The organism is Streptomyces sp. HUAS YS2 (genome assembly GCF_033343995.1).
Classification (GTDB): Bacteria; Actinomycetota; Actinomycetes; order Streptomycetales; family Streptomycetaceae; genus Streptomyces; species Streptomyces solicathayae.
In genome coordinates, this window is the sequence record NZ_CP137573.1 from 5,452,364 (window position 1) to 5,478,202 (window position 25,839).

Annotated in this window: 19 protein-coding genes; 5 read left to right on the forward strand and 14 right to left on the reverse strand. The window is 75.2% G+C overall.

The features are described 5' to 3' along the window. Nucleotides 1-13 precede the first annotated feature (13 nt). Genes nirD through R2D22_RS25205 form a run of 3 tightly spaced genes read right to left on the reverse strand, consistent with a single transcriptional unit; the run spans nt 14 to nt 4,064 of the window. Nucleotides 14-346 (reverse strand): nitrite reductase small subunit NirD, encoded by a 333-nt coding sequence (nirD, locus tag R2D22_RS25195; protein WP_318106946.1) that lies wholly within the window; start codon nt 344-346, stop codon nt 14-16. Next, nucleotides 343-2,871, reverse strand: a complete 2,529-nt coding sequence (nirB, locus tag R2D22_RS25200; protein ID WP_318106947.1) for a nitrite reductase large subunit NirB — start codon at nt 2,869-2,871, stop codon at nt 343-345. The genes nirD and nirB overlap by 4 nt, the downstream gene beginning before the upstream one ends. After that, a complete protein-coding gene (locus R2D22_RS25205) occupies nt 2,871-4,064 on the reverse strand; it encodes an NAD(P)/FAD-dependent oxidoreductase (protein ID WP_318106948.1) in 1,194 nt (397 codons plus the stop codon). The genes nirB and R2D22_RS25205 overlap by 1 nt, the downstream gene beginning before the upstream one ends. Before the next feature lie 139 nt (nt 4,065-4,203). On the opposite strand from R2D22_RS25205, the gene R2D22_RS25210 reads away from it, so the two are divergent. Continuing rightward, a complete protein-coding gene (locus R2D22_RS25210) occupies nt 4,204-4,983 on the forward strand; it encodes a TSUP family transporter (RefSeq protein ID WP_318106949.1) in 780 nt (259 codons plus the stop codon). Nucleotides 4,984-5,007: 24 nt separating this feature from the next. On the opposite strand, the gene R2D22_RS25215 is transcribed toward R2D22_RS25210, so the two are convergent. The 3 genes from R2D22_RS25215 to R2D22_RS25225 all read right to left on the reverse strand — a co-directional run bounded on the left by R2D22_RS25215 (nt 5,008) and on the right by R2D22_RS25225 (nt 7,207). Next, nucleotides 5,008-5,631: a class F sortase gene (locus R2D22_RS25215; protein ID WP_318106950.1), complete on the reverse strand. Its 624-nt coding sequence runs from the start codon at nt 5,629-5,631 to the stop codon at nt 5,008-5,010. 111 nt (nt 5,632-5,742) lie between these two features. Next, nucleotides 5,743-6,255, reverse strand: coding sequence for a hypothetical protein (locus tag R2D22_RS25220; RefSeq protein WP_318106951.1), 513 nt, complete (start codon nt 6,253-6,255; stop codon nt 5,743-5,745). Nucleotides 6,256-6,448: 193 nt separating this feature from the next. After that, nucleotides 6,449-7,207, reverse strand: a complete 759-nt coding sequence (locus tag R2D22_RS25225) for an aminotransferase class IV (protein WP_318106952.1) — start codon at nt 7,205-7,207, stop codon at nt 6,449-6,451. Nucleotides 7,208-7,285: 78 nt separating this feature from the next. On the opposite strand from R2D22_RS25225, the gene R2D22_RS25230 reads away from it, so the two are divergent. From R2D22_RS25230 to R2D22_RS25240, 3 genes are all read left to right on the forward strand, one after another. Continuing rightward, nucleotides 7,286-7,909, forward strand: a complete 624-nt coding sequence (locus R2D22_RS25230) for an NADPH-dependent FMN reductase (protein ID WP_318106953.1) — start codon at nt 7,286-7,288, stop codon at nt 7,907-7,909. Nucleotides 7,910-7,973: 64 nt separating this feature from the next. Further along, nucleotides 7,974-8,300 (forward strand): divalent-cation tolerance protein CutA, encoded by a 327-nt coding sequence (cutA, locus tag R2D22_RS25235; RefSeq protein WP_318106954.1) that lies wholly within the window; start codon nt 7,974-7,976, stop codon nt 8,298-8,300. Continuing rightward, nucleotides 8,297-8,764, forward strand: a complete 468-nt coding sequence (locus R2D22_RS25240) for a gamma-glutamylcyclotransferase family protein (protein ID WP_318106955.1) — start codon at nt 8,297-8,299, stop codon at nt 8,762-8,764. Before cutA ends, R2D22_RS25240 begins: the two co-directional genes overlap by 4 nt. Here R2D22_RS25240 and R2D22_RS25245 read toward each other — a convergent pair. From R2D22_RS25245 to R2D22_RS25255, 3 genes are all read right to left on the reverse strand, one after another. Next, nucleotides 8,697-10,829, reverse strand: a complete 2,133-nt coding sequence (locus R2D22_RS25245; protein ID WP_318106956.1) for a molybdopterin oxidoreductase family protein — start codon at nt 10,827-10,829, stop codon at nt 8,697-8,699. The genes R2D22_RS25240 and R2D22_RS25245 overlap by 68 nt on opposite strands. A 158-nt stretch (nt 10,830-10,987) precedes the next feature. After that, nucleotides 10,988-11,692 (reverse strand): SanA/YdcF family protein, encoded by a 705-nt coding sequence (locus R2D22_RS25250; RefSeq protein ID WP_318106957.1) that lies wholly within the window; start codon nt 11,690-11,692, stop codon nt 10,988-10,990. An 82-nt stretch (nt 11,693-11,774) separates the two neighbouring features. Further along, nucleotides 11,775-12,482, reverse strand: a complete 708-nt coding sequence (locus tag R2D22_RS25255; protein ID WP_318106958.1) for an aquaporin — start codon at nt 12,480-12,482, stop codon at nt 11,775-11,777. 127 nt (nt 12,483-12,609) lie between these two features. On the opposite strand from R2D22_RS25255, the gene R2D22_RS25260 reads away from it, so the two are divergent. Continuing rightward, nucleotides 12,610-13,329, forward strand: coding sequence for a hypothetical protein (locus R2D22_RS25260; protein ID WP_318106959.1), 720 nt, complete (start codon nt 12,610-12,612; stop codon nt 13,327-13,329). A gap of 52 nt (nt 13,330-13,381) precedes the next feature. Here the strand turns inward: R2D22_RS25260 and R2D22_RS25265 are convergent, their stop codons facing one another. The 5 genes from R2D22_RS25265 to R2D22_RS25285 are packed head-to-tail and all read right to left on the reverse strand — an operon-like array spanning nt 13,382 to nt 25,799. Beyond that, the gene (locus R2D22_RS25265) at nt 13,382-15,178 is read right to left on the reverse strand and encodes a hypothetical protein (protein ID WP_318106960.1); all 1,797 of its coding nucleotides are present in this window, start codon (nt 15,176-15,178) and stop codon (nt 13,382-13,384) included. After that, nucleotides 15,175-18,699 (reverse strand): DUF5682 family protein, encoded by a 3,525-nt coding sequence (locus R2D22_RS25270; RefSeq protein WP_318106961.1) that lies wholly within the window; start codon nt 18,697-18,699, stop codon nt 15,175-15,177. Before R2D22_RS25270 ends, R2D22_RS25265 begins: the two co-directional genes overlap by 4 nt. Next, nucleotides 18,686-19,900, reverse strand: a complete 1,215-nt coding sequence (locus R2D22_RS25275; RefSeq protein ID WP_318106962.1) for an ATP-binding protein — start codon at nt 19,898-19,900, stop codon at nt 18,686-18,688. Before R2D22_RS25275 ends, R2D22_RS25270 begins: the two co-directional genes overlap by 14 nt. After that, entirely contained in the window at nt 19,897-24,885 is a 4,989-nt protein-coding gene (locus tag R2D22_RS25280; RefSeq protein ID WP_318106963.1) for a hypothetical protein, read from the reverse strand. Before R2D22_RS25280 ends, R2D22_RS25275 begins: the two co-directional genes overlap by 4 nt. After that, the gene (locus R2D22_RS25285) at nt 24,882-25,799 is read right to left on the reverse strand and encodes a DUF4132 domain-containing protein (protein WP_318106964.1); all 918 of its coding nucleotides are present in this window, start codon (nt 25,797-25,799) and stop codon (nt 24,882-24,884) included. Before R2D22_RS25285 ends, R2D22_RS25280 begins: the two co-directional genes overlap by 4 nt. Nucleotides 25,800-25,839: the final 40 nt, after the last annotated feature.

Here is a 25,839-nt window from a genome sequence, read left to right on the forward strand (position 1 = left end):
TCAAGTAAGGCGGTCAGACCGTACGGACCGGGAACACCGCCACCGCGACCTCGTCGTCGTCCAGGCACTTCCCGGTCTCCAGGTCGAAGCGCTGCTTCAGCAGCGGCGAGGCGACGAACGGCCGCCCGCCCGCCGAGCCGAGCAGCCCCCGGGACAGCACCTGCGCCCCGGTGAACGGGTCGCGGTTCTCGATCGCGTACGCCCGTCCGGCGCGGTCCACGAAGAGCGCCGCCTGCCGGCCGTCCGGCAGCAGGGCGGCCACGCCCCGGCCCGGCGTCAGCCGGGAGGTCTCGCAGACGGCGATCCACGCGTCCGCGGCGGTGTCGTGGGAGAGTTCGAGCTTCATCGGGCCGAGGCTCCTTCCAGGCGGGTGCTTCCGAGGGTGAGGACGGTCAGGTCCGGCTTGATCTGGTCGCGCTCCGGCACGAACCGCACCGAGGGGTCCGGGGCGTCCGGGGCGTTCACGAAGGACACGAAGCGCCGCAGCCGCTCGGGGTCGTCCAGGGTCTGTGCCCATTCGTCCTGGTAGTCCGCGACGTGCGCCGTCATCAGCGACTCCAGCTCGTCGCACAGGCCCAGCGAGTCGTGCACCACCACGTCCCGGAGGTGGTCGAGCCCGCCCTCCAGGCGCTCCAGCCAGGTCGAGGTGCGCTCCAGGCGGTCCGCGGTGCGGATGTAGAACATCAGGAACCGGTCGATGAGCCGGACCAGTTCGGCGTCCGACAGGTCCTGCGCGAGCAGGTCCGCGTGGCGCGGGGTCGCTCCGCCGTTGCCGCCCACGTACAGGTTCCAGCCGCTCGCGGTCGCGATGACGCCGAAGTCCTTGGACTGCGCCTCCGCGCACTCCCGGGCGCAGCCGGAGACGGCCGACTTGAGCTTGTGCGGCGAGCGCAGGCCCCGGTAACGCAGCTCCAGCTGGATCGCCATCTTCACCGAGTCCTGCACGCCGTAGCGGCACCAGGTCTGTCCCACGCAGGACTTCACCGTGCGCAGCGACTTGCCGTACGCGTGCCCCGACTCGAAGCCCGCGTCGACCAGCCGGGTCCAGATCCCCGGCAGCTGGTCCACCCGGGCGCCGAACATGTCGATCCGCTGACCGCCGGTGATCTTCGTGTAGAGCCCGAAGTCGCGGGCCACCTCACCGATCACGATCAGCTTGTCCGGGGTGATCTCACCGCCCGGGACGCGCGGCACGACCGAGTACGAGCCGTTGCGCTGGAGGTTGGCGAGGAAATGGTCGTTGGTGTCCTGCAGCGACGCCTGCTCGCCGTCCAGGATGTACCCGTTGTTGAGGCTGGCCAGGATCGAGCCGACGGTCGGCTTGCAGACCTCGCAGCCGTCGCCGCCGCGCGCCTCCTCCCGGCCGTGCGAGTCGAGGAGTTCGGCGAAGGAGGTCAGCCGCAGAGTGCGGGTGATCTCGTAGAGCTCGCTGCGGGTGTACGAGAAGCAGCCGCAGAGCCCTTTGTCGGCCGCCGCCGGCAGCAGCTTCTCGATCACCTTCACACAACTGCCGCAGCCGGTGCCCGCCTTGGTGCACTTCTTCACCTCGGGCAACGAACTGCACTGGCCGATCGCATGCTTGGTGACGTTGTGGCAGGAGCAGATCACCGCGTCGTCCGGCAGCGCGGACGGGCCCAGCGCGACCGGCGCGCCCGCGCCCGCCGGCAGCACCAACTGCTCGGGCGAGACCGGCGGGACCGAACCGGTCAGCGGGCGCAGCAGACCGTACGACTCCGCGTCACCGACCAGGACGCCACCGAGCAGCACGCCCTCGCCGTCGACGACGAGCTTCTTGTACACGCCGGAGCGGGAGTCCGAGTAGACGACGTCGAGGCAGCCCTCGGCGGTGCCGTGCGCGTCGCCGAACGAGGCGACGTCGACGCCGAGCAGCTTCAGCTTGGTGGACAGGTCCGCGCCGGTGAATCCGTCCCCGGCCTCCTCGGCGAGGGCCGCCGCGACGGTCTGCGCCATCTCGTAGCCCGGCGCGACCAGGCCGTACACCCGGCCGTCCGCGGCGAGCGCGCACTCGCCGATCGCGAACACCGCCGGGTCGGAGGTGCGGCACTGCTCGTCCACCGCGATGCCGCCGCGCTCGCCGACGTCCAGGCCGCAGTCGCGGGCCAGCTGGTCGCGGGGGCGCACACCCGCGGAGAACACCACCATGTCGGTGGCGAGTTCGGAGCCGTCCGACAGCCGCATGGCCGTCACATGACCGTCCTCGGTCACCACCTCCTGGGTGCCGGTCCCGGTGTGGACGGTCAGCCCCATCTGCTCGATGGTGCGCAGCAGGGCCGCGCCGCCGCCCTCGTCGACCTGCACCGGCATCAGCCGGGGCGCGAACTCCACGATGTGCGTGTCGAGTCCGAGACCCTTGAGCGCGCCCGCCGCCTCCAGGCCGAGCAGGCCGCCGCCGACGACCGCGCCGGTCGTCGCGGTCTTCGCGAACTCCTCGATGGCGAGCAGGTCCTCGATCGTCCGGTACACGAAACAGCCGTGCGCGTCCTTGCCCGGGACCGGCGGCACGAACGGGTACGAGCCGGTGGCCAGGACCAGGGTGTCGTACGCGAAGACCTGCCCGGAGCGGGCGGTGACCGTGCGGGCGGCGCGGTCGATCGTCTCCGCCGCGTCGCCGACGTACAGCTCGATGCCGTGCTTCGCCATGAAGCCGTCCTCGACCATGGACAGGTCGTCCGGCGTCTTCCCCGAGAAGTACGAGGTCAGCTGGACGCGGTCGTAGGCCGGCCGGGGCTCCTCGCAGAGCACCACGACACGGGCCCGCTCGGTGACGCCCCGGTCCGCGAGCGCCTCCAGGAACCGCTGGCCGACCATTCCGTGGCCGACCAGGACGATGGTGGGGGTGTGCACGGTCATCAGGAGCCTCCGTCTTGGGTGAGCAGGTGGAGCAGGGGAGCGTCGGGCAGGGCCTCGTCGCCCTCCCAGGTCCGGGCGAGTGTGCCCACGGCGCCGAGGTCGCCGAGGAGTACGCCGCCGACCAGCCGGTCGCCGCGGACGACGACCTTGCGGTACACGCGTCGGGTCGCGTCCGTCAGCTCCACGACGTCGTCGCCGGGCCCGGCGGTCGCCTCGCCGAAGGCGGCGAGATCCAGGCCGTCGGGGCCGGAGAGGGTGAGGCGGGTGAGCGCCCGGGTGCCGGTGTAGCCCGGCGTCCCACCGGCTCCTTCCAGGAGCACGTCCGCCAGGACGTCCGCCTGGTCCAGGGCCGGGCCGGCCAGGCCGTAGACGCGTCCCGCGTGCTCCGCGCAGTCGCCGATCGCGTGGATGTACGGGTCGGAGGTGCGCAGTTCGTCGTCGACGACGACGCCGGTGTTCACCTCCAGGCCCGCCTCGCGGGCCAGGGCGACGCGCGGCCGGACCCCGCAGGCGAGGACGACCACCTGCGCGTCGAGCACGAAACCGTTCGCCAGCTCGACCGCGGTCACGGCGCCGTCCCGCTGCCGCAGGCCGCTGACCCGGCACTCGGTGTGCACCTCGACGCCGAGCGACTCGACGTGCGTGCGCAGCAGCGCGGACGCCTGAGCGTCCAGCTGGCGCTCCATCAGCCGCTCGCCCTGCTGCGCCAGCATCACCTCGGCACCCAGTGCCGCGAGCGCGCGGGCCGCCGAGACGCCGAGCAGACCGCCGCCGATGACGACCGCCTTCACGCCGGGCCGCACCACGGACCGCAGCGCCAGGCAGTCGTCCAGGGTGCGGAAGGAGTGCACGCCGGACGGCAGCCGCGCGTCGCGCAGGCCGCGCAGCGGCGGCAGCACCGGGTTCGACCCGGTGGCCAGGACCAGCCGGTCGTAGCCGACCCGGGACCCGTCCGCGCACTCCACGAAGCGGGCCGCCCGGTCGATCCGTACCGCCCGCACGCCCCGCCTCACCGGCTCCCGGGCGGCCGGCAGCGCGATCACCTCGGGTGCGTACCGGCCTGCGAGCACGTCGGCCAGCAGCACCCTGTTGTACGGTGCGTGCGGCTCTTCGCCGAGCAGGGTGACCGGCAGGCGCTGGGCGAGCCGGGCGCCCGCCGTTCCGCCGCCGACCACCACGATCCGTGTACTCATACCCGGAAGAGTGCGCGGCCGGTGTTACCCGACGGCATCCCGACTGTTTCCCGTACGGAACGCTGACCTCAGTCCGCGGTCCGGCCGGATGTGAGGTCGTGGCACCGGGTGCCGCGGCGGAGTGGATAGGGTCGTGATCATGCCTGACATATCGCTGACCACGCTCGTCCTGCTGTGTGTGGCCGCCCTCGTGGCCGGCTGGATCGACGCGGTGGTCGGCGGGGGAGGGCTGGTGATGCTGCCCGCCCTGCTGCTGGGCCTGCCCCACCTTCACCACACGTACGCGCTCGGCACCAACAAGGCGCTCGCCATCGTCGGCACCTCCGGCGCCGCCGTCACCTTCGTCCGCAAGGCGCCGGTCAAGGTCGGGACGGCCGTGAAGGTCGGTCTCGCGGCGCTCGCGGGCTCCACGGCCGGGGCGTTCTTCGCCGCCGGGATCAACGAGGCGGTGCTCCGCCCGCTGATCATGGTGGTACTCGTCGGGGTCGCCGCGTTCGTGATGTTCAAGCCGTCCTTCGGGACGGACACCGAGAAGCGGGGCGAGGTGAACCGGGCCCGGGTGGTCACCGCGATCCTGCTGGTCGGCGGCGGCGTCGGCTTCTACGACGGGATGTTCGGCCCCGGCACCGGCACGTTCCTGGTGCTCGGGCTGACCGCCGTGCTCCACCTCGACCTGGTGACCGCCTCCGCCACCGCCAAGATCGTCAACGTCTGCACCAACGGCGGCGCGCTCGCGATGTTCGCCTACCAGGGGACCGTGCTGTGGCAGCTCGCCGCGATCCTTGCGGCGTTCAACCTCGCCGGCGGGATGATCGGCGCGCGGATGGCGCTCAGCAAGGGCGCCGAGTTCGTCCGCGGGGTGCTGCTCTGTGTGGTGTTCTCGCTGGTCGCGAAGCTGGCGTTCGACCAGTGGGGGTAGGACGCCGAGACCCGGACCCGGGGGTCAGCGCACCCCGATGAGGTGGGCGAAGGCGACCACGTTGCCCTGGTAGCCGCCGGACTTCTTGTCGAAGCCGCCCCCGCAGGTGATGATGCGCAGCTCGGCCCGGTCCCGGTCGCCGTATACCTTCTGGTTCGGGAAGGCGTCGTTGTCGTACACCTCCACCGCGTCCACCGTGAACACGGCGGTCCGGCCGTCCTTCCTCAGCACCTCCACGCGATGGCCCTTCTGGAGCGCGCCGAGCGCGTAGAAGACCGCGGGACCCTGCTGGTTGTCGACATGGCCGGCCACGATCGCGGTGCCGCCCGCGCCGGGCGGGGTGCCGTCCTTGTACCAGCCGGCCAGGTTCGGGTCGGCGGCCGGCGGGACGTCGAGCGCGCCCTTCGCGCCCAGCCCGAGCCGCATCACCGGGGCGTCCACGTCGATCTTCGGGATGCGCAGCCGGACCGGCTCGGAGGGTGGCAGCGGGTCGGCGGCCGCGTCCGTGTGGAAGTCGCCGCCGGCGGCGAAGGCCTGCGCGGCGGACGGGATCGGCGGGGTGACGTCACCGGAGCCGTTCTGCACCAGCCACACGCCGACGATGGCGGCGACCGCTATGCCCCAGCCCTTGCTTCTGTTGCTGCTCACGCTGCTGACCTCGACGTAGGAGGAGAGTGGCCCCGCCCCCGCCGGGCCGTTGCGGGCACGTGGCGGGGGCGGGGCGGGCGGTCCGCGGGACGGCAGTTGCCGCCGGTCCCGTCAGCTGTCCTGCGCGCCGCTCGCCCGGCGGCGCAGGAGCCAGGTACCGCCCACGACGGCCGCGGCCAGCACCGCCACGCCCGTCGCGACCTGAGCGGTGTCGGGGCCGATGCTGCCGCCGACACCGGTCTGCACATGGCCGCTCGGCTGCCCGCCGTGATGCCTGATCACGAGGTCGCCGCTGGCCGTCTTGCCGTTGTCGCAGGCCACCGAGATCCCGTACGTGCCCGGCTGGGCGTGCTGCGGGACGGTGAACTGGCCGACCACGACCTCCTTGTGGGTGCTGGGGTTGAGCTGGAACTCACCGTCGCCGACGGAGCGGGCGTCGCCGATGCCGTGCCCGTTCGGCCCGCAGGCGAGGGTGTTGACGGTGACCGTCGTGCCCGGGGTCGCCGAGGCCGGATTGATCTCCAGCGGCTGGACGTTGTTCGCGAGCGCCGCGGGTGCCCCGAGGGCGCCGATCGCGACGACCGTCAGCGCGGTTCCGGTGAGCAGGCGGGCAGTGGTGCGCATGGGGTCCTCCGGGGCGCGCGACGGTTCGGTGTTCCTGATTCCGAGGTAAGGCGCAGCCCGCCCCGCACGCCTGCTGATGGAGGGTCAGATTGCGCCGACAGTGTCGGCGTGTCGGCTTGTCTACGTGACATCGTCGCAGGTCGGAGCGGTTTTCCTCGCGCGCCGCGGAACTCCGCCCCGAACGGGTGACGGATTACCCGATCGGATCCCAGGGCACCTGCTCGTACGCCGCCTCCACCCGCGCCATCAGGGCCTCGTCGACCGGGTACGGGACCCGGTCGATGCGGGTCACCGGGGCGATGCCGCGCGAGTTCGTCACCAGGCAGGCGCGGAACGACGGCAGGTCGGCCAGCGTCACCGGGCTCAGCGTGCACGGCAGCCGCCGGGTCAGCAGCGCCATCGTGACGCCGGTGAGATGCGGGGCCGACGGCCACACCAGCCGCTCCCCGTCCCAGAACGCCACATTGGTGATCGCGCCCTCCGCGACCGCCCCGTCCGGCCCGGTCAGCAGCGCCTCGTCGAAGCCCGCGCGAGCCGCCGCCTGCCGGTGGTACGCCTGGCCGAAGCCGCCCAGGTGCTTGAGGTGCGCCGCCGGGCGCACGTACGGCACCGACATCAGCAGCTGCGGCGACGGGTCCGGCGTGAACGGCTCCCGTACCGTGACGACGAGCGCGTCCTCGTACCCGTACACCCGCACCGACGCGTCCCGCCGTCCCGAGCCGCGCAGCGCCCTGTCGGTCAGCATCCTGATCCGGCCGGCGTCCAGGCCCGCGCCGAACAGCTCCTGGTGTGCGCCGTCCAGCCGGGCCAGGTGGAGGGCCAGGCCGCGGACCCGGCCGTCGCACACCTGCATCGCGGTGAAGTGGCCGTACCCGCTCATGAGCGAGGCGGTCAGCGCCGGATCGGGGGCGGGTATGCCGTCGATTTCGATGTGAACGGGCGCGATTGTCATGGTTCCACCGTAGGTGCTGGTTCGCAGTTCCCGGCAGTGCTTGACCTCAAGCAAACTTGAGGTAACAAGCTCTCCGGCATGGACCTCACGACGCCTTCCGCGCCCCTCGCCGCCTCCGCCCCCACCGCCCCTCTCAGGCTCGCCGTCGTCATCGGCTCCAACCGGGCCCAGCGCTTCGGCACCGTCATCGCCGACTGGTTCCTCTCCCGCGTCGCCGAGCGCGACGACTTCACCGTCGACGTCGTCGACGTCGCCGACCACGATCTGCCGACCGCTCACTCCTGGGACCCGGACGCCGCCACCCGCGCCGAACTCGACCGGGTCTCGCCCCGGCTCGCCGAGGCCGACGCCTATGTCGTCCTCACCCCCGAGTTCAACCACTCCTTCCCCGCCGCCCTGAAGAATCTCATCGACTGGCACTACAGCGAGTGGCAGGCCAAGCCTGTCGCCTTCGTCTCCTACGGGGGGATCTCCGGCGGCCTGCGCGCCGTCGAGCACCTCCGGCAGGTCTTCGCCGAGCTGCACACCGTCACCGTCCGCGACACGGTCTCCTTCCAGAACGCCGGCTCCCACTTCGACGAGGACGGCGCCCACAAGGATCCCGCCGCGGCGGACGCCGCCGCGAAGAGCCTGCTCGACCAGGTCGCCTGGTGGGGCCGTGCCCTCAAGGACGCCAAGTCCCGGGTCCCGTACACCGGCTGAGCGGACGGTCCCGCGTACGGTGAGGGCAGCTCCGAGTCCCCGGACCCCGCGAAGGGAGAGCGCCGTGACGCCCGCGGCCCTGACCGTCCTCACCACCACCGACAGCGCCGAGAAGGCCGAGGCGCTGGCGCGCGGCGCGGTCGAGGCGCGCCTCGCCGCCTGCGCGCAGGTCTCCGGACCCGTCACCTCGGTCTACCGCTGGAAGGATGCCGTGGAGACGGCGGAGGAGTGGCAGGTGCTGCTCAAGACCACCGAGCAGCGGTACGACGCCCTGGAGGCGCACCTCCTGGCCGCGCACGACTACGAGACGCCCGAGATCGTGGCCACCCCGGTGGTGCGCGGCTCCGCCGCCTACCTGGAGTGGATCGCCGCCGAGACGGCCGAGCGGTGAGCGATCCGGCCGGCGAACTGCCGTTCTTCGTCTACGGGACCCTTCGCCCCGGCGAGCCCAACCACGACGCGTTCCTGCGCGGCCGCACCGCCGCCGAGGAGCCCGCCCGGCTGAAAGGCGCGCTCCTGTACGACGGCCCCGGCTACCCGTACGCCACCCCCGGCGACGGCCGGATCGCGGGCGAGCTGGTGACCGCCGCGCCCGGCGCCTACGGCGAGCTGCTCGCCGTACTGGACCGGCTGGAGGACTACTTCGGGCCCGGCCACCCGCGCAACCTCTACGAGCGGCACCGGTGCGAGGTGCGCCGGCTGCGGGACGGCGCGACCGTCCCGGCCTGGGTCTATTTCGCCGCGCCGGGCGTCGCGCTCGGCCCGCTCATCGACGGCGGCGACTGGCTCACGCGTCCGCAGCGGAATCCGCGGGGGACTCCGCGGCGGGCTCCAGGCGCACCGCGCACACCTTGAACTCCGGCATCCGGGAGACCGGGTCGAGCGCCGGGTTGGTGAGCGTGTTGGCCCGGCCCTCGCCCGGCCAGTGGAACGGCATGAAGACCGTGTCCGGGCGGATGGCCGCGGTGATCCGGGCGGGGGCCACCGACCGGCCGCGCCGCGAGACCACCGCGACCCGCTCGCCGTCGGCAACCCCGAGCCGTTCGGCGAGCCGTGGGTGCAGCTCCACGAAGGAGCCGGGGGCGGCGGCGTTGAGCTCGTCCACCCGGCGGGTCTGCGCCCCGGACTGGTACTGGGAGACCACCCGGCCGGTCGTCAGGACGACGGGGTAGTCGGCGTCGGTCTCCTCGGCGGCGGCGCGGTGCACGACGGGCACGAACCGGGCCCGGCCGTCGGCGGTGGCGAACCGGTCGAGGAAGAGGCGCGGGGTGCCGGGGTGTTCCGCCGCGCTGTCGTCGGTGCCCGCCGGGCAGGGCCAGAAGACGCCGTTCTCCTCCTGGACGCGGCGGTAGTCGATGCCGGAGTAGTCCGCCGGGCCGCCGGCCGAGGCGCGGCGCAGCTCGTCGAAGACCTCCTCCGGGTCCGTCGGGAAGCCCTTCTCCCAGCCGAGCAGGGAGGCCAGGGCATTCATCACCTGGAGGTCGCTGCGCACCCCGGCGGGTGGGGTGAGCGCCTGCCGGCGCAGCAGCACCCTGCCCTCCAGGTTGGTCGTGGTGCCGGTCTCCTCGGCCCACTGCGTCACCGGCAGCACGACGTCGGCGAGTTCGGCGGTCTCGGACAGCACGACGTCGGCGACGGCCAGGAAGTCCAGCGAGCGCAGCCGCCCCTCGATGTGTGCGGCGCGCGGCGCTGAGACCACCGGGTTGGAGCCCATCAGGAGCAGTGATCTCACCTCGCCGCCGAGCGCGTCGAGGAGTTCGTACGCGCTGCGGCCCGGCCCGGGCAGCGAATCCGGCGCGACCCCCCACACCCCGGCGACGTGCGCGCGGGCGGCCGGGTCGTCGAGCTTGCGGTAGCCGGGCAGCTGGTCGGCCTTCTGACCGTGCTCGCGGCCGCCCTGGCCGTTGCCCTGGCCGGTGAGGCAGCCGTATCCGGAGTAGAGGCGGCCGGCCCGGCCGGTCGCCAGGCAGAGGTTGATCCACGCGCCGACGGTGTCCGTGCCCTTGGACTGCTGCTCGGGGCCGCGGGCGGTGAGCACCATGCCGGAGGGCGCGTCGCAGAACATCTTTACGGCCTCGCGGAGTTCCGGGACCGGGATGCCGGTGATCCGCTCGACGTGCTCGGGCCAGTGCGCCATCGCCCCGGCCCGGGCGGCCTCCCAGCCGTCGGTGCGGGCGGCGATGAACTCCTCGTCCGTACGCCCCTCGGCGACGACCAGGTGCAGCAGACCGAGGGCGAGCGCCAGGTCGGTGCCCGGACGCGGCGCGAGGTGGAGGTTGGCCTGCTCGGCGGTGCGGGTGCGGCGCGGGTCGACGACGATCAGCTTGCCGCCGTTCGCCTTCAGCTCGGTCAGGTAGCGCAGGGCCGGCGGCATCGTCTCGGCCAGGTTCGATCCGACGAGGATCACGCAGCCGGTGTGCGGGATGTCCTCCAGGGGGAACGGCAGCCCGCGGTCGAGGCCGAAGGCCCTGTTGTGCGCGGCCGCCGCGGACGACATGCAGAAGCGGCCGTTGTAGTCGATCTGCGAGGTGGCGAGCACCAGCCGGGCGAACTTGCCGAGCAGGTACGCCTTCTCGTTGGTGAGGCCGCCGCCGCCGAAGACCCCCACGGCATCGGGACCGTGGTCGGCGCGGGTCCGGCGCAGCCCATCGGCGACGGCGGCGAGGGCCTCCTCCCAGGTGGCGGGTTCGAGCCTGCCTGTGTCAGGGCAGCGGACCAGCGGCTCGGTCAGCCGGACCCGGGAGGAGAGCACGGCGGGGGCGGTGCGGCCCTTGCCGCAGAGCGCGCCCCGGTTGACGGGGAAGTCCGACCGCTCGACCACCTCGACGGGCAGCTCCGGCCGGCCGGTGGGGCGGAGCGACATGCCGCACTGCAGGGCGCAGTACGGGCAGTGCGTGGGGGCGGCGATGACGTCGGACATGCGTCCCAGCGTGCGACGGCCGTGTTACGGGCGGGGTCGCCCCGCATTACGGGCGCGGTGCGAGTTGCTCTGCCGGTGGGGGTGGGGGAGGTGAGGGGGCGGGGATCGTCTACGGGCGGGGGCGGGGGCGGGGGCGGGGCGGGGGCGGAGGTCAGGGTTCAGTGGGCGGACGCCAGAGCCTCCGTCACGCCCGGCTCGCGGTCGCCCAGGAAGTGCGGGTCGGGCTTGAGGGCCGCGTCCAGCGCCGCCTTGCCGGCCGCGATCATCTCGCGGGTGCCCCCGTAGTACCAGGTCGCGTCGAGCGGTTCGGCGACGCCGACCCCGTACGCCTCCACGCCCGCGGCCCCGCAGAGCGCCACGGCCCGTCGGATGTGGAAGCCCTGGGTGACCAGGACCGCGCGGTCGACGCCGAAGATCTTCTTGGCACGCACGCACGAGTCCCAGGTGTCGAAGCCCGCGTAGTCGCTGACGATCCGGCCGTCAGGTACGCCGCGGGCGGTGAGGTACGTGCGCATGGCGTCGGGTTCGTCGTACTCGACCCGGCTGTTGTCACCGGTCACGAGGACGACCTTGACCTTGCCGTTGCGGTACAGCTCGGCGGCGGTGTCGAGGCGGTGCGCGAGGTACGGGGTCGGACGCCCCTTCCACAGACCCGCGCCGAACACGACGGCGACGTCCTGCGCGGGGACGTCGGCGGTGGTACGGAGCCGGCCGTCGGCCACCGTGTGCATCCAGGTGGCCGGGGTGAGCGCGAGGGCGGTGCCGAGCATGACGGCCTGGACGGCGCGGCGGCGACCGCGCCGCGTGCGGGGAATGCGCACCCGCGCGACCGCGGTGCGGAGCCGGTCCCGTACGCGTGCCATGCGGAGTCCTCCAGGTGCGGGTGCGCGTGCGCGCTTCGATCGTGTCGGTCACATGATCGGACGCTCGTGGAGTGCGCGCGGTTCACCCGGTGGCGATGTCGGCGGGCCTGGGGGCGCGGTTCGGGCCGTAGAGGAGTGCGGCGAGGCCGATGCCGAGCACGCAGCCGAGGAGCTGGGACCCGATGAAGCCGGGCAGCGAGCCGGGCGCGATCCCGGTGAAGGAGTCCGAGAAGGACCGTCCGACGGTCGCGGCGGGGTTGGCGAACGAGCCGGAGGACGTGAACCAGATGGCCGCGGCGATGTACGAGGCGACCCCGACGGGGATGAGGGCGGCGCGGTCGATCCGCTGGAGCCCGCGGATGAGCAGGACGAGCCCGGCGGTGGCCACGATCTCACCGAGCAGGAGATGGGACCCGGACCGGATCTGGGTGGACCAGGTGCCGGGGGCGCGCCCGAACATGGCCTCGGCGAGCAGGGCCCCGGTCACCGCGCCGGAGAGCTGGGCGGCGATGTACAGGGCGGCCTCGCGGACGCGGGTGGTGCGGCGGTTCGACCACCACTCGGAGAGGGTGACGACGGGGTTGAGGTGTGCGCCGGAGACCGGTCCGAACAGGGCGATCAGCAGGCCGAGGCCGATCGCGGAGGCGAGCGAGTTGGCGAGCAGCCGGACGCCGACGTCCGGACTGAGTGCGCTGGCCTGGATGCCCGACCCGACGACGACGGCGACCAGGGACGCGGTGCCGACGAGTTCGGCGACGGCCCGGCGTGGCAGCGTGCGCTGAGTGCTCATGAAGACGGCCCCCTTGTGTACCCGTTTTCGGAAAATGTATTCCATGTCTCGGAAGAATGGGGAGAGGGGGTCCGGGGGCGCACGGGGGCGCGAGGGGCGGGCGGGGGCTCTCTGCCAAGATCACTTCATGACTACGGGGAATATGAACGCCGCGCGGAACAACGCGGAGTGGTGCGAGGCGATGTGCCGGGCGCACGGCCGGCCGGGCGTCTTCGGCGCGCGGGCCTGGACCAACGCGCGCCGGACGCCGCTGTACTACCCGGACGCGGTGACGCTGACGGCCGACGCGGCGGCGGCGGACGTCCTGCCCGGGATCGACCGCGGCACTCCGTACGCCTCGGTCAAGGACAGCCACGCGACGCTGGACCTGTCGGCCGAGGGCTTCGACCTGCTCTTCGAGGCGTCGTGGATCCGGCGACCCACGGGTCTGCCGGTGAACGGGCCCGAGGTGCCGGGCACGGAGTGGGCGGCGGTCCGTACCGAGGCGGAGCTGGCGGCCTGGGAGACGGCCTGGCGCGGGGACGACGAGGACGCGGCCGGGCTCTTCCGCTCCGGGCTCCTCACCGACCCGGCCACGACGGTCCTCGCGGGCCTCGACCCGTCGACGGGCGGCACCGTCGCGGGCGCCGTCCTGACGGCCGCCGCGGGTGTCGTCGGCGTCTCGAACCTCTTCGCCACGGGCCCCTGCCCGGTGGCCGACGCATGGTCGGCCACCGTGGCCGCCGCGGCAGCCCGGCACCCGGCGGCGCCGATCGTGGGCTACGAGCACGGCGACGCGCTGGCCGACGCCCTCGCCGCCGGCTTCACGGAGACCGGCCCGCTGCGGGTCTGGCTGGACGCGGGCTGAGCGCGAGCGGTCGCGGTCGCAAGGTCGGTCGCGGGCGTGCCGGCGGGGTCGGTCAGGCGGACGGGGACCAGGCGGCGGTCAGGAGGGACCTGGTCGCCGCCGCGGCGTAGACCGAGGCCGTGAGCCAGGCGCGGGCGTACGCGGCCGGGTCCGCCGGGACCAGACGACCCAGGGCGTCGTGGGTCCGGGACGCGGCGGCGCCGCGCAGGGCCTCGGCGCAGGCGGCGGCGGTGGCCAGGCCCGTGGCGCGGAGCCGACGCGGCAGGTCCGCGTCGGCCGCCGCGGCGACCGGACGGCCGCCCGCGACGGCGCGCTCCACGGCGCGGCGCAGCAGTTCAAGTTCCACCGGCAGCGCGGGAACGGGCCCGGACGGGGCGTCCATCGTGCTCGTCGCCGCCGGGTCGGGCAGATCCGTGCGGTGGATCCGGCGCAGCCCCAGGTCGGCCCGGACCACCGCGCCGTCCCGGCCCTCCCATGCCGCGGCCAGCGCGTGCACCCCGCCCGGTCGCCCCGGCACCACCCGCGCGACCAGGCGTATCCGCAGGCCCGGCCGGGCGGCCAACAGTCGCAGGTTCTCCGCGTACGGCAGTTCGGGGCGCTCGTCCGGCGCGTACAGGGCCACCGTCGGACCGTCCGCCACAGCGAAGCGTCCGTCCGGGGCGACCGTGCCGCGCAGGAACAGCAGGCCGGCGCGCGGGTCGTCGCCTTCCGCGCCGTCCCCGTCGTGCGTGCGGACTTCCGTGCCGCCGTCGGACGCCGCGAACTGCTCGGCGGGAGGCCGCCGCCAGAGCGCGTCCGCCGGCCCCTCGGACCACCCGGTCCCGGACACGCCGACCGACCGGACGCCGCCCCCAGCGCCGACGCGGCCGTCGTACGACACCGTCGGCGATGTGAGGAGCACCCCGCCGCCGTCACCCAGCTCCCGCAGCGACACCGTGCAGCCGCCCGGAACGGTCGACGCCGCCGCCTGCGCGACCCGCTCCGCGCCGCCCGGCCGGACGTCCGCCAGCGTGTGCAGGGCCCCGTCCGGCGCGAGCGCGTACGTCGTGACGCCCGCGTAGCCGGACGCGGTGACCACGGGCTCGGTGAACAGCCCGGTCAGCCGCAGGGGTTGGGCGGGACGGTACGTGCGCCGCGCGGTCCCGACCGCCGACGTCGGGCGCAGCGCCAGCGCGAACAGCTCCGTCAGGTCCGCGCCGAGCGCGTCCAGCCGGAACCCCGGTTCCTCCGCCCGTGCCTCGCCGAGCCGCCGGGCGATCCGGAGCCCGACCGCGGCGGCCCGGTGCAGCCCGGCCACCCGCGCCGCGTGGGCCGCCCGTACGGTCTCGGCCCGTACGACCGCCCCGGCGCCACCGACTCCGGCGACCAACACCCGCTCGCCGACTGCCCGCAGGGCGTCGAGGGCCCGGAGCTGGGCGGGAGTCGGTGCGGCCGGGGAGCCGGGCTCCTGGGCCGACTCCGGCTCGGGGTCCGCCTCCGTCTCCGGCTCGTCCGGTCCCGGTCCCGGCCCTGTCTCCGGCTCGTCCGGTCCCGGCCCCGTCTCCGCCAGCGGGGCCGACGCCAGGACCGCCGCGCGGTGCAGGCAGGCCGGAGCCAGGAGGCAGTCGCAGATGGCCGCGTCCGCCGAGGCGACGACGCCGTCCGTCGTCGTCAGGGTCACCGTCGTCTCGTCGGCCACCCGGACGCGTACCGCCCCCACGCCGTTCGCGCCGTCCGGTGCGGGCTCCACCCGCCACGCGGCGGCCTTCGCCGCCGCCCCGTCGACCCGCTTGCGCAGCCGTGCGGGGAGCAGGTCCAGCGCGCCTGCCGCGACCTCCGCCGCGACCGGGGGAAGTCCCGTCGCCGTCACCGCCGTTCACCTCCGATCCGTTCGCCGACCCAGCGGGCCAGCTCCAAGGGGCTCAGCGCCGCGACCGGCATCCCCGCCGCCACCAACTGGCCCGCCACGCCCGCCGAGTACCGGGGCCGTCCCGCGTCGTCCAGGGAGGCGCAGCCCAGGACGTGACAGCCCGCGTCCACCAGCGCCCGGACCTCGCCGAGCAGCGGGGCCGTCGGCCCGCCCTCCTCGAAGTCGCTGACCAGGACGACGAGCGTCCGGGACGGCACGGTCACCAGGCTCCGCGCGTGCCGCAGCCCGCGGGCGATGTTCGTGCCGCCGCCGACGCGGACCTCCAGGAGCAGGCTCAGCGGGTCCTCGACATGGCCGCTCAGGTCGAGGACCTGGGTGGAGAAGGCCACGAAGTGCGTACTGAGGGTGGGCACTCCGGCCAGTACCGAGGCCGTCAGCGCCGACCAGATCGTGGACGCCTCCATCGACCCGGACACGTCCACCACCAGGACCAGCCGCCAGTCCGACTCCCGCCGGGCCCTCGTCCGGAACACCGGCCGCTCCGGTACGACGGTCACGGCGCCGGTCTCCGCGTCCCGCCGGGCGGTCGCCAGATTCGCCCGCAGCGTGCGCGCGAGGTCCAGCGGTCCGCCGGGCCGGCGGGTGGGGCGCGGATGGGCGAGCCCGGTGAGCGCGGGGCGCAGCCGCCGGGCCAGTACGTCCGTCAACTCCCGTACGAGACGCGCGACGAGCGGCCGCAGCCGGGCGAGCCGCTCCTCGGGAAGGCCGCCGGCGTACGAGAGGACCGTGCGGAGCAGCTCCACCGAGGGGCGGGCGGCGGCGGGGTCCAGCTCCAGCGCGGCGTCGACCCGGCCGGCCTGCGCCGCCGCGGCGAGCACCTCCTCGCGCACGCCGGGCCCGAACAGCGCGGCCAGCTCCTCCGACCAGGCCCGCACGTCCGGGAACGGGGCCTCGTCACCGGCGCCCGCACCGTGCTCCTCGCCCCGTGCGCCCTCCCCGCGCCCCCCGCCGTACAACTCGTCCAGCGCGGCCGCCACCCGCCCGCCGTCAGCGCTCAGTCCGCCGGCCCGTCCCAGCACGAGCCGCCACCGCTCCCCGGCGGCGATCACGCCGCCGCCGGACGCGGCGTCGGCCGGGGGCCGTGCGCCGACGCCCGTCGCGTGCGGCAGGGCGGAGTCGGCGCCCTCACCGGGGCCCGGTACCGGCAGGCCGAGCCTTGCGAGGGCCTCGCGGCCCGCGAGGTCCGCCTCGGTCAGGCGGGCCAGGGCCGTCGCGTCGGTGACCGGACCCGACAGGGTGCCGGCGCGGACGCCGGTGCGGTCCTCGACGACGGTCAGCAGGCGGGTGCGGGCGGCAGGGGAGAGGGTGTCGAAGCCGGAACGCAGGGCCGGGAGACGGGTCAGGAAGCGGCGGTCGGAGAGCGCCTCGACACGTTCGATCAGCGGATCGAGCGCGTCGGAGGTCTCGAGCAGCGGGCCCGCCGCCAGCAGCGTGCCGCACAGGAACCCGGCCAGCTCCGCACGGAGTTCGGGCGTCGTCGCCCCGTCCGCGCGGGACGCGAGCAGCGTGCCGAAGCCCGCCGCGTCGCGCTGCCCGAGCAGCACCCGTGCCGCGCCCGCCGCACCCCGGATCAGCGGCGTCCCGTCCGCGTCCAGGCGGGCCAGCGCGTCGGCGAGCCGCAGTCCGCCGCGGTCCGCGTCCGTCTGGCAGGCGAGCGCCACCAGCGCCCGGGCGTCCTCCCGGTCCGTGGAGCCGGCGAGGCCGTCCAGGGCACGCACGCCCGCAGCGGCCAGCGCCTCGTACGCGGCGTCGAGCCGGTCCTTCGCCCAGCCCGCCGGGAGGCCCGGCACATGACCCGCGCGCAGCGTGTCCACCAGGGCGAGTCCGTCGAGGAGTTCGGGCAGCGTGCCCGCGGCGGGCAGCGCCGACGCCAGCGCCGTCAGCCACTCGGCCGCCGTCTCCGGCAGCCCGCACCCGGCCGCGTCGCGCAGCCCCTCCAGTACCTCCGCGGCCGTCGGTCCGCCCGCCTGCTCCTGCGTGGCGCGACGGCTCCGCAACACGCCCTCCGCGGCCTGCTCCAGGGTGACGCCGTGCAGCCCGGCCAGGTCCAGCGACGCAGCCGTCGCCGGTGACCAGGCGGCCGTCCACCGCGTGGTCAGCGCGTCCGCGCCGCCCACCCCGGCGACCGCGCCGGGCTCCGCGTACCGCACCCGGCAGACCGCGAGCCGCCGCAGGGCCAGTTCGCGCCGGAGGTCCGGCTCGCTGCGGTGCGGGTCGAGCCGCAGCTCGCGCGACTCCGGCGCGTCGGGACGCGGCAGCGCCAGCTCGGCGAGCAGCGCCTCGACGGCCGGGCCCAGACCGGAGCGGGGCGTGCCCGGCGCGAGGACGCCGCGCCGGCTGCCGACCAGCGTCCGCTCCATCGCGGCGGCCACCACCCGGCCCCGGCCCATCAACCGGCCCTGGGTGAGCACCGACTGCACGGCCTCCACCAGCTCGCCGCGCCCCGCCGCCGGCCGGCCGCGCAGGGCGGCCAGGTCACGGGCCACCCGCACGATCTCCCGCGCGTCGGGCGGCCCGGCCGGATGCCCGGACTCCCGTACGGCGGCGCAGATCCGCACGGCGGTCCCGATCAACAGCTCGTCCAGCGCACCGACATCGCCCCCGGCTCGGTACACCCCGTGCTGCCACTCCGGGTCCCGGATCCCCGCCGGATAGCCGGACCGCTCGTCCAGCAGTGCGTATTGGTACGGCACCAGCGAGGTGACGACCTCAGCGCGGCCCCGGGCCCGGGGGACCGGGTCAGCCTCGGGGTGACCGTCCGGCTCCGGCAGCAGCGCCGGGGCGTGGAACGCGCCGATCACCGCCGCCGTCCGGCGGCCCGCGTGCTCGGCCAGGCGGCGCCGCATGTGCGCCTCGCGGCGCAGGTCGCACGGGTCGACGGACGACGCGTCCGCGCGCAGCGCCCAGCCGACGAGCAGCCCGGCACGGCGCAGCGCCTCCGCCTCGGCCCCCGGCGCGGACGTCTCGACCAGGCGGTCCCAGAGGTCGTCGTCCTCCCGGCCCCCGGCCCGCGCCCGCAGCGCCTCGACGACGCCGAGCCGCTCGCCGCGCCCGTCCGCGTCCCGTGCGCCCGTCCGCTCCGAGCGCTCCGACAACGGCAGGTCGAAGGGGACGACCTCGACGCCCGCCTCCCGGGCCCAGCGGAGTGCCGCCAGCTCCGGGGAGAACTCCGCGAACGGCAGGAACACCAGCTCGCCGCCCGCCCCGCCCCCGGCCAGCGCCACCGGCGGCACCGTCTCCGGGGACGCCAGGTACGGCAGCCAGGGCGCGAACTCCTCCGGCAGCTCCACCAGCAGGACGTCCGGCGCGGCCGCCGCCAGCATCGACGGCACCGCCGCCGCCAGCGCGGGGGAGTGGTGCCGCACGCCGATCAGATACGGCTCACGGCACCCCGCCAGCCGCTCCAGCACCTCCCCGGGCGAGCCGGCCTCCCCGGGCCCGGCCGCGTCAGCCGAGCTCATCGCGCAGGTCCCACAGCGTCCGCCACAGCGCCGCGCCGCCTTCCGCGCGGCGCCGTACCGGGCCGTCCCAGTAGCCGAGGAGACGGGCGTGGTCGGCCGGATCGTCCTTGCGGACCGTGCCGAGCAGATGGCCCGGGAGCGTGCGCAGCACGTCCCGGCCGTCGCCCAGGTACGCCGCGCCCAGCCCCATCGACGCGGCCACCTGTACCGCCTCCGCCGTCGACATCACCGTCGACGGGCGCTCCACCTCCCAGCCCTCCGCGCTCCGCCCGGTCCGCAGGTCGCGGAACGCGGTCACCAGCGCCTCCAGCACGGCGTCGTCCAGGGCGAACTCCGCGCCGCCGCGCTCCAGCGCGGCCGTCGCCTGCCGGCGCACCAGCGCGGTCTCCTCCATGAGGTCGCCGATCGGCCCGACCGTCTCGAAGTTGAAGCGCCGCTTCAGCGCGGCGGACATCTCCGAGACGCCCCGGTCGCGCAGGTTCGCCGTGGCGATCAGCGTGAAACCGGGCGCCGCGTGCACCGTCCCGTCAGCACCAGCACCAGCACCAGCACCAGCACCAGCACCAGCACCCGCGCCGTCGCCGCCCGCCAGCTCCGGCACCGCCATCCGACGTTCGGACAGCAGCGACACCAGCGAGTCCTGGACCTCCGGCAGGCAGCGGGTGATCTCCTCCACGCGGGCCACCGCGCCCCGGGTCATCGCCGTCAGCACCGGCGACGGCACCAGCGCCTCCCGGCTCGGCCCCTTGGCCAGCAGCATCGCGTAGTTCCAGCCGTACCGCAGCTGGTCCTCCGTCGTGCCGGCGGTGCCCTGGACGGTGAGCGTGCTCGTGCCGCACACCGCCGCCGCGAGCAGTTCGGACAGCATCGACTTGGCCGTGCCGGGCTCGCCGACGAGCAGCAGCCCGCGCTCCCCGGCCAGCGTCACCACACACCGCTCGACCAGCGCCCGGTCGCCGACGAACTTCCGTGTCACCGTCGTCCGCCGCCCGTCCGGGGCGGTCAGCTCCTCGCCGCCTGAACCGCACACGAACAGCACCACCGCGCGCGGCGTCAGCCGCCAGGCCGGCGGCCGCGGCCCGTCGTCGTACGCCGCGAGGAACTCCAGCTCCGCCGCGTACCGGTCCTCGACCAGTGCGACCTGCCGCCCGCCCGGACCGGCGCCCGTCGCGCCGGCCGTCGCGTCCCCGACCCCGCTCATCGCCTGCCTCCCCGGCCCTCGAACTCCACGTAGCCCGGCGCGTCGCCGTCCACCACCCGCTGCCACGCGTCCGCGAACAGCGCGGCCACCGGACGGTCCGGCACCACGAACGCGTAGTGCTCCGCCGGCAGCATCGACCGCTTCCACGTCTCCATCGGCAGCTGCGGGGACTTCGCCTCCTGCCAGCCGCCGGGCAGGAACAGCGTCCTGCCCGCACGGGCCCGCTTCGCCTCCACCACCAGCTCCCCGGCGGCCAGTTCGGCCCGGGCCTTCTTCAGCCGGGCGGGCTTCCACCCGGTCCACTCGGCCTGCTTGCGGTCGGTCGGATCGGGCAGCGCGAGCAGCATCAGGTACAGCGCCGCCGCGTCTTCGGAGAGGCCGAACCGCCCGGCCGCCGCCGCGACCAGCTCCGGCGCGCTGTGCACCGCGTACTGCGCCGCGCCCGCCGTGCCGTCCGAGCCGGCGGGCGTCAGCAGCGCCTCGAACACGTCGCTCAGCACCGTCTTCAGCGCCTCCAGCTGGTGCGAGGGCCGTGCCACAGCCTCCAGCAGCTTCACCGTCGGGTGGTTCCCGCCCGTCAGCCCGGCCGGTCCGTCCAGCAGCGCCGCCGGACGCACCCACACCTCCTCGGCCTCGCGGTTGTACTCCATCGGGCACAGCACCAGCCCGTCGGTGACCTCGACGACCCCGTCCGCGTCCGTGCCGCCCTGTGCGGGCAGCCCGCACCGCTCCCGGAACGCCTTCGCGGCCGAACGGCCCTCCGGGTCCCAGTCGACGTGCAGGTCGAGCAGCAGCCCGGGGTCGGCAAGGCGCTCCCGCAGCATCCGCAGCGTCATCGGCATCACCGCGCGCAGCGGGTCGCCGAAGGGAAGCCGGTACGCCAGCCAGGTCAACGCCCGGACGTACTGGTGCAGATGGTCGCCGGTCAGCAGCTTCTCGGGCTCGGCGGGCCGCATCCTCTGCTCGACCATGCCCTGCACCGTGCGCCCGGTCAGCTCCGGCTGCGTCTCGGGGTTCAGGACGCTCTCGGCCATCCGGCTCGGCGCCAGCTCGGCCGCCGCCTTGGTGACCAGCTCCGGCGGCGGGACCCGCCGCCGGCCGCGCACCGCGACCCAGCGCCCGACCGCCGCCGCCACGTCGAAGCCGTGCTCCCACACGGCCGCCACGTCCCCGGGCGCCACCGGCAGCAACAGGCCGGTGAACTCGCGCCGTTCGGCCATGGACAGCTCCTTGACCGTCTCCCGGGCCGTCTCCGCCTCGGCGACCCTCGCGCCCATCGTGGCCAGGATCTCCGCCGGCAGCAGGGCGTCGCGGCCCCAGCCGGTCATCCCGGGCAGCCCGAGCAGCACCAGGGCGGCGCCCGCCGGCGCCACGCCCGCGCCCTCGGCGAACTCAGCGGTCCGCTCCGGCCGGTAGGCCGCCGGGCCGCGCTCCCGCAGCATCCGCAGCGCCTCGCGCACCGCCGGGGCGCGCACCGGGTCGCCCGGCGCGCCGAGCACCAGGGACTCCGTCTCGGTGAAGCCCTCCCAGGCCCCGAACCGGCCCTCGGGGTCGTACTCCACCGCCTCCCAGAACGCGTCGTCGTCGTGGACCCGCAGGCGACGGGTGATCAGCAACTGCCGCCGTCCGTCCCGCCGGACCGCGCCGAGGTGCTCGCCGCCGCTGGGAGCCTGTCGGTTCCAGACGGACTTCAGCTCGACGGTCCGCAGCCGTCCGCGCGGGTCCACGAAGACCGCGTCGCCGTCGGCGACCGGCTCGAGGAGCGCCTCGACGAACTCGACGAGGGCCGCGCGGTCCCGGTCCTCGGTCAGCGGCGACAGCGCGCGCACCACCAGGCTCGCGACCCCGTCCCCGGCGAACGCCTGCCACGGCACCCGGGTCTCCCGGAAGCGCTCGCTCCGCCCGTCGGGCACGGCCACGTCATCCCCGCCCAGTACTTCCGCGAGTCGGTGGACCTGCTGCATCGCCAGGTCCACGTCCGGGCCGTGCGGCAGCCAGGCGTTCGGCTGGACGCCGTCGTCCAGGCCGTGCAGTGCCGACATCAGCGGTCCGTCCAGCGCGTACCGGGTCCGCGTCTCCTCCACGACCCGCACGGCCGCCTCGTCCCGCCCCTGCTCCGCCTTCTCCGCCAGCTTCGCCAGCCGGTCCGCGCACTCCGCCGCGAACTTCACGACCCCGGCGACTCCGGCGGCCAGCAGCGGATGCGTCAGCTCCGGCAGCACCCGGGCCACTGCCTCGCCCGGCGCGGCGCCCCCGGCGACCGCGTCGAGCAGCGCCCGCGCGTCCGCCGCCGTGACCGCCCGCAGCCGCGCCGAACCCGCCTCGTCGCGGGGCCGCAGCGCGTGCCAGTACGCCAGCGGCGGCACCAGCTCCGTACCGGCCGCGTAGCGCCCGCCCCGGTCGCCCAGGTCGTACTTGGAGAGCCGCACGCCGTCGGCGTCGTACAGCTCGACGTGCCGGTCGAACCGCGCCGACTCGCGCGGCTGCAGCACCGCCCCACCGGGCAGCCGCAGCGGCGGTGTCGGGACGCCCTGCGTGGTGTGCACGCCCACCGCGTCGGCGGCCGTCGGCACGGCGGGGCCGGTCGTGCCGTCCACCGAACAGGCCGTCATCGTCCCGGCCTTCGGGTCGTGCCGCACCCACCAGCCGAGCAGGCCGTCCTTGCTGCCGAACGGCGAGGACTCCATGCCCGGCGCGACCGGCAGCAGCCGGCAGGCCCGCTCCACGAGCCGCTGCCCCGCCGCGTCCTCCAGCGCCGAGTCGAAGAACCCGGGCGCCGCCGCCCGGCCGCGCCGCGCCGAGGCGGGGTCGTACTCCCACCACCGGTCGTCGTGCAGCACCCACACCGAGATGCCGTCCGAGGCGACCGCGCGGTGCTCGGCCGCGAACGAGGTGTCCCCGGCACGGACCGGACGGCCGCCGAAGCAGCGGCCGCCGTCCGGCAGTGCCAGCGACGGCTCGTGGAAGTGGTCCCACGTGTCGCGCAGCTCCCCGGAGGGCTTGAACGCGTCGGCCGGCCGCCCCGACCAGACCGCCCGCCGGGCGTCGCCGTGCCCGTTCGCCACCAGCCACTGGCCGTCGACGTGGCGGATCGTCGGCTCGTCCCAGCGGCCCTGGCTCGGCGTCGGCAGCGACAGCGTCCGCCGGTCGAGCACCTCCTCCGCGCCGACCAGCGCCACGTCCAGACCGAGCCGCACCACCAGCGCCGGCCAGGCGTCCGCCACCCGGTACCAGAGCTCTCCATGACTGCGCCGCCCGCCACGGGCCTTCGGGTCGACCGTGCCGAGCCCGTCCAGCGCCTCCTCGAGCGCGGGCCAGCCCAGCTCGTCCAGGACGCCCGCGCGCAGCGTGCGCTCCAGCACCGTCGCCGCCGAGAACGCCGTGATCCGGTCCACCGCCTCCGGCGCCGCGGCGAGCACGGCCGGGGACGAGAACCGCGAGAGCCGGGTCAGCTGCTCGTTCAGTCCCGGCAGTCCTATCGGCCGCTCCAGGTCGTCCGCCCGGTCGCCGATCCAGCCCACGAGGACCGTGCGCAGCGCCGGGTGCTCCACGATCTCCAGGAGCCGGGCCGAGCCGATGCTCGTGCCCGCGATCTGTTCCACCGACGCCCTCAGCAACGGCCCGAACCGCTCGTCGGCGGCGAGCGCGGCCAGATCGCGCCGGCCCGGCTGTTCGTCCCGCAGCCAGAAGCCGATGTCGATGTGCTGGTCCGTCTCCGGGGGCGCGACCGGCACGCCCAGCGCCAGGCAGAGGTCAAGCACGTCGGCGCCCGCCTGGCCGCGCCAGCCGCGGCCCTCGAACAGCCGGACCGGCGTCCTGTCCGCGATCAGCCGCGGCGCCATCCGCTCCACCAGGGCCAGCTCGGCCTCCATCCGCCCGCACTGGCCCCAGCCGCGCCGCCGGTTCGCCGACCACGTGCTCAGCCAAGGTGCCGCCGGGACCGTCCCGTCGAGCAGCAGCTCGGTCGCCCCGCAGGCGTCGAGCAGCCCCAACCACAAGGCGTTGAACGTCGCGGCGTCCTCGACGTGCGCCGCGGGCTGCAGGGTCGCCAGCCGCCGCCGCACCGCCGGGTCCCCGGCCGCAGCGGCCTTGAGGCCGGGCAGCGCCGACTTCCAGAACCCGGCTGCCGCGCGGCCGATCGCCCCCGTCTGCACGATCTCGGCGAGCAGCGTCCGCTCCTCGGCCGCCGCGTCCAGACCGGCCCCCTTCGCCAGCCGCCGCAGATCCTCCAGCATGCCCGCGTACGGGGCGAGACCCGCCGCGCAGCGCTCCAGCGACAGCGTGCGGAAGCTGTCGTACGCCTCCGCCGACGCGAGCCGGGACGTGAGGCTCTTGGCGTGGTCGCGCAGCGCCTTGGCGGTCAGCGCGCCCGCCCCGGCGAACTCGAGGAACACCTCCCGCAGCCGCTCCTCGTCGACCGCCAGGGCGTGCCGCTGCTCTGCGGCGCGCGCCTTCCCGAAGAACGTCGACGCCTGCTGCCGGGCCTCGGCGGCAAGGAACAGCCGGGCGACCTGCTCGTAGTACGTGGGCAGGAAGTGCGGCACCGACCGGTCGAGCCGGACGCCGATCTCGTCGAAGCCCTCCTTCGCGAGTCCCGGCTTGGTGGCGACCAGCCGGGTGAGCCGCTCCATCTCCTTCACCACCGCCAGCGCGTGGTGCCCGTTCGCCGGGTCGTTCACCAGCGCCCAGGCCGGGAAGCCCAGCGACTGCCGGCGCACCCGGCCGACCGGCTCGGGCGCCCCGCCGGCCGCGAACCCGAGGTACTCCAGCGCCAGGTCCTCCGCCGCCGCGACCGCCTCGGGGACCAGCCGCACCACCGGCCGGTCCTCCAGCGCCGGATGCGCGTACGTCCGCGCGGTCAGCACGTCCACGCCGTCCGCCGCCGCCCCCGCGCCGGCCCCGCGGTCCGTGCCCGCCGCCACCGGGAGCACCGCCCCCGCCCCGAGCAGCGCCTCCGCGGTCGCGTTCCTGTCGTTCCCGCTCATCGGGCGTCCCCCTCCTCGTCCACGACCCGGCTCGCGTACACCAGCGCGGCCATCCGCTCGCCCTCCGACCAGGCGACCGGCCCCACCTCGGCCAGCGGCAGCCGCCGGCCCGTCCGGTCCCGCCACTCCAGCGAGCCCGTCCAGCCCTCCGCGTCCGGGTAGTCCTCGCCCAGCCAGTACGCCGCCTCCAGCGACCGGCCGTCCTCCACCAGCGGACACACCGCGTGACCGCCGCGGACCCGGTAGCCCAGCGCCGCCGCGCGCGCCGTGGCGTGCCGCAACTGCTCGAACTTCCCGTCCGCGTAAGCCCGCCACTCGTCGACGGCGCCCTCCCCGGACTCCCCGGCCCCCGCGTCCTCCGGCCGCCGCCACACCTCGCGGAACAACTGCTCCGCGCCCTGCTCCACGCCGAGCTCCGCCGCGAACTCGCGCAGCTCGTCCAGGTCGTCCAGGAGCAGCACCGGGTGCGGGATCAGCACGGACTCCACGCCCTGCGCCGGGCCAAGACGCACCGAGTCGCCGTCGAGGTCGACGACCCCGAGCCCCCGCTCCGGATCCGGGTCCGCGTCCCGCAGGAAGCCCGCCCGCGCCACGTCCGCCGCGCCGTCCGCGCCCACCGGCGCGACCACCAGGTCCCGCAGCGCGGCCCGCCACGCCGGGTCCGGCCACACCCGGGCCAGCAGGGTCACCGGCACCGGGAGGGAGCGCACCAGCCACGCGTCGACCTGCTCGCGGCACTCCCGTTCGTGCCGCTCGAGCCACTCCGCGAGCTGCCGCAGCCGCACGACCTCCGGGTCGTCCTTCAGCTTCGGCGGCACCTGCTTGAGCGTGCGCCCGGCCGCGTTCCGGCAGAGCACCCTGGTGCCCTCCAGTGTGACGGCGTAGCCGCCGCTCTCCGTATCGATCCAGCCCATGGCGAGACCGCCTCCCCGACCCATCCGGTTCCGATGGCGA

Excerpts from the sequence above, each read along its gene's own strand:
- R2D22_RS25230 (WP_318106953.1), top strand. The coding sequence starts at position 7,286 with ATGGACCTCACGACGCCTTCCGCGCCCCTCGCCGCCTCCGCCCCCACC.
- R2D22_RS25260 (WP_318106959.1), top strand. The coding sequence starts at position 12,610 with ATGACTACGGGGAATATGAACGCCGCGCGGAACAACGCGGAGTGGTGC.
- R2D22_RS25255 (WP_318106958.1), bottom strand. The coding sequence starts at position 12,482 with ATGAGCACTCAGCGCACGCTGCCACGCCGGGCCGTCGCCGAACTCGTC.
- nirD (WP_318106946.1), bottom strand. The coding sequence starts at position 346 with ATGAAGCTCGAACTCTCCCACGACACCGCCGCGGACGCGTGGATCGCC.
- R2D22_RS25225 (WP_318106952.1), bottom strand. The coding sequence starts at position 7,207 with ATGACAATCGCGCCCGTTCACATCGAAATCGACGGCATACCCGCCCCC.
- nirB (WP_318106947.1), bottom strand. The coding sequence starts at position 2,871 with ATGACCGTGCACACCCCCACCATCGTCCTGGTCGGCCACGGAATGGTC.
- R2D22_RS25210 (WP_318106949.1), top strand. The coding sequence starts at position 4,204 with ATGCCTGACATATCGCTGACCACGCTCGTCCTGCTGTGTGTGGCCGCC.
- R2D22_RS25245 (WP_318106956.1), bottom strand. The coding sequence starts at position 10,829 with ATGTCCGACGTCATCGCCGCCCCCACGCACTGCCCGTACTGCGCCCTG.
- R2D22_RS25280 (WP_318106963.1), bottom strand. The coding sequence starts at position 24,885 with ATGAGCGGGAACGACAGGAACGCGACCGCGGAGGCGCTGCTCGGGGCG.
- R2D22_RS25285 (WP_318106964.1), bottom strand. The coding sequence starts at position 25,799 with ATGGGCTGGATCGATACGGAGAGCGGCGGCTACGCCGTCACACTGGAG.
- R2D22_RS25270 (WP_318106961.1), bottom strand. The coding sequence starts at position 18,699 with ATGAGCTCGGCTGACGCGGCCGGGCCCGGGGAGGCCGGCTCGCCCGGG.
- R2D22_RS25220 (WP_318106951.1), bottom strand. The coding sequence starts at position 6,255 with ATGCGCACCACTGCCCGCCTGCTCACCGGAACCGCGCTGACGGTCGTC.
- R2D22_RS25205 (WP_318106948.1), bottom strand. The coding sequence starts at position 4,064 with ATGAGTACACGGATCGTGGTGGTCGGCGGCGGAACGGCGGGCGCCCGG.
- R2D22_RS25275 (WP_318106962.1), bottom strand. The coding sequence starts at position 19,900 with ATGAGCGGGGTCGGGGACGCGACGGCCGGCGCGACGGGCGCCGGTCCG.
- R2D22_RS25250 (WP_318106957.1), bottom strand. The coding sequence starts at position 11,692 with ATGGCACGCGTACGGGACCGGCTCCGCACCGCGGTCGCGCGGGTGCGC.